Annotated in this window: 3 protein-coding genes; 2 read left to right on the forward strand and 1 reads right to left on the reverse strand. The window is 30.0% G+C overall.

What is annotated here, in order from left to right; all coding sequences use genetic code 11:
• Positions 1–37: 37 nt before the first annotated feature.
• Positions 38–925, reverse strand: coding sequence for a metal ABC transporter permease (locus ACP6PK_RS17055; protein ID WP_426561091.1), 888 nt, complete (start codon positions 923–925; stop codon positions 38–40).
• A gap of 341 nt (positions 926–1266) precedes the next feature.
• Here ACP6PK_RS17055 and ACP6PK_RS17060 point away from each other — a divergent pair, with 341 nt between their 5' ends.
• Together ACP6PK_RS17060 and ACP6PK_RS17065 are read left to right on the forward strand one after the other, a co-directional pair.
• Positions 1267–2415, forward strand: coding sequence for a DUF262 domain-containing protein (locus ACP6PK_RS17060; protein ID WP_426561093.1), 1149 nt, complete (start codon positions 1267–1269; stop codon positions 2413–2415).
• Positions 2409–2633, forward strand: coding sequence for a hypothetical protein (locus ACP6PK_RS17065; RefSeq protein WP_426561095.1), 225 nt, complete (start codon positions 2409–2411; stop codon positions 2631–2633). The genes ACP6PK_RS17060 and ACP6PK_RS17065 overlap by 7 nt, the downstream gene beginning before the upstream one ends.
• Position 2634 lies beyond the last annotated feature (1 nt).

Here is a 2634-nt window from a genome sequence, read left to right on the forward strand (position 1 = left end):
ATATTTAGTTAGGATTAAATATCTCATATTTTCAACTTTACTTGATTAAACTTTTCAACTCTCTCCAAATAGAAGGCTGATTAGAAGTTGATGCAGGATGAGTCAAAATTCCCTGAGTAGGACTGAACAAAAAAGCTAATATAAATAATCCAAATGACACTAATACAATTGCCGGACCAGATGGCAAATTATAGAAGTAGCTAATATACATCCCACTAATACTAGATAAAATTCCTATTCCTACTCCTAATATCATTACTTGATGGAGTCTTTTAACTAATAAATAAGCTGTAGATGCTGGTGTAATTAATAAGGATAAAACTAAGACTACTCCTACTGCTTTGAGACTCGCTACAATTGTCAAACCAATTAACATCATTAATCCCAAGTTTAATAAATTTACAGGTAAACCTACTGCTTGAGCACCGAGCGGATCAAATGTGTAAAATAATAGTTCTTTATATAGTAGAACTACAACTAATAAAACAACCACAGCACTTATTAATGTATCTCGTACATCTCCAACAGTTACGCCGAGAATATTGCCGAATAAAAAATGATTTAGGTCGATTTTATTGTCTTTCTGAATAATTGTAATTAGTGTGATTCCTAGTGCAAAGAAAGCAGAAAAAACTATCCCCATTGCTGCATCTTCTTTGATTGGCGATCGCGTCCTAATTAAGTTAATTAAAATAGTGCTAATTATTCCAGCGATAAATGCTCCGATAAATATATTTGCTCCTATCCAAAAAGCAATAGCTAATCCTGGTAAAACTGAGTGACTAATGGCATCTCCTAATAGAGCTAATCTTTGTACCATTAAATAACTGCCAACTACTGCACAGATGATTCCGACTATTACTGCGACTAGGAGCGATCGCTGCATAAAACTGTATTGTAGTGGTTCGAGTAATGTTTCTAACATTAGTGTTTATTTTTCCTCTTTTGGATGTTTTATTATTCTGATTTTATTGCATTAGAGAAAAATTGTTACAGGTGAGAATCATTTTAAGCCATCGCGTAACTCCATCAAAAGAAATTCTTGCTTTTAATCTACCATAGCAAAGATGTAGTGTTTGGAATCAAGATTATCTTGACTTTCTGCTAGTTTTCTTAACTGTAGAAAAATTTATTATATTAAGTTTATTCACATTGAGGAGATTATGATAATTTATAAATGGTAATATTATAGTAATAGCACAAAACCCTTTGATTTATGAACAAAAATTGTGGCGTATTTTTAAAATAATTTAAAAATAAAAAATTATGATTATGGAAAAAATTTTGAAATCTCAAAACCCACAGGATGATATTGTCGAAACTGATGAGGATACACCGGAAGAATATGCTACTGAGAATGCTAGTCTATATCCTGAAAATCTAATGGAACAGGATATTGATATTAGGGAAAACCCCTATACTGTTTTTGAACTCAAAAGAAAATGTGAGCAAAACAAAATAATTCTCGATCCTGAATTTCAAAGAAATCCAAATATATGGACTCTAGAGCAAAAAAGTAAATTTATTGAGTCAATTATTCTGAATTTTCCTTTACCTTATTGGTATGTAAAGCAAACTAAAAAGGGAAAATTTATAGTTGTAGATGGGTTACAGAGAACTTCAGCTATTCGTGACTTTATAGATAATAAATTTAAGCTGACTGGATTAAAAGTTTTGCCACAATTAAATGATTGTAGTTTTGATGATTTAAAAGAAAAACCCGGAGATTATGAAACTAGAATAGAGGATAAGAAAATTTCTTTATATGTGATTCCATATTCTGCACCTTCAAACATTCTTTATGAGATTTTTGAGCGAGTTAATACTGGAGGAACAAAACTAGAAAGACAAGAAATTAGGAATTGTATTTTCACAGGTAAATCTACAAGGCTCTTAAAAGAATTATCAGAGACAGATTATTTTAAACAGGCAATTGATCATGGTTTTTCTGAGAAAAGAATGAAAGATAGAGAGCTAATTTTGCATTATTTGGCTTTTAAGATATGTAATGATTATCATCAAGATTATCAAGGTGACATGAATAAATTTTTAGAGGATGCAATGCAAAAAATAAATGAAATGTCAGAGGAGCAAATAGATGAGTTAAAACAAGATTTTGAAAGAGTGATGAAATTAACTTATGACTTTTTTGAGCAAGAAAATTTTCGTTTGCCAACAGATAGAAGTAGAGGAAAAGTTAATACGATCATGTTTGAATCTATTTCTTACTTTTTCTCAACACATGACGATGAATTTTTACAGCAACACAAACAAACTATTCAACAAAATTTTGTAAAATTACGAAAAAATTCAGAATATGTTGGTTCAATTAAACGAGTTAGAAATGATAAAAATACAGTCATTAAAAGATTTGATTTAGCACAAAAAATTTTGGGAGATGTTGAGCAATGTTGACTAAGATAGAATTAGAGAATTTTAAGTGTTTTAGAGAAAAAACTCTCGACGATAAATTTCTATATCAACACAAAGAAACTATTAAACTAAATTTTGTAAAATTACGGAAAAATTCAGAGTATGTTGGTTCAATTAAACAAGTTAGACATGATCAAGATACAGTGATTAAAAGATTTGATTTAGCACAAAAAATTTTGGGAGATGTTGAGCAATGTTGAC

It is taken from the genome of Dapis hubbardiae BLCC-M172 (genome assembly GCF_050016015.1).
In the GTDB taxonomy this organism is placed as follows: Bacteria; Cyanobacteriota; Cyanobacteriia; order Cyanobacteriales; family Microcoleaceae; genus Trichodesmium.

Excerpts from the sequence above, each read along its gene's own strand:
- ACP6PK_RS17055 (WP_426561091.1), bottom strand. The coding sequence starts at position 925 with ATGTTAGAAACATTACTCGAACCACTACAATACAGTTTTATGCAGCGA.
- ACP6PK_RS17060 (WP_426561093.1), top strand. The coding sequence starts at position 1,267 with ATGATTATGGAAAAAATTTTGAAATCTCAAAACCCACAGGATGATATT.
- ACP6PK_RS17065 (WP_426561095.1), top strand. The coding sequence starts at position 2,409 with ATGTTGACTAAGATAGAATTAGAGAATTTTAAGTGTTTTAGAGAAAAA.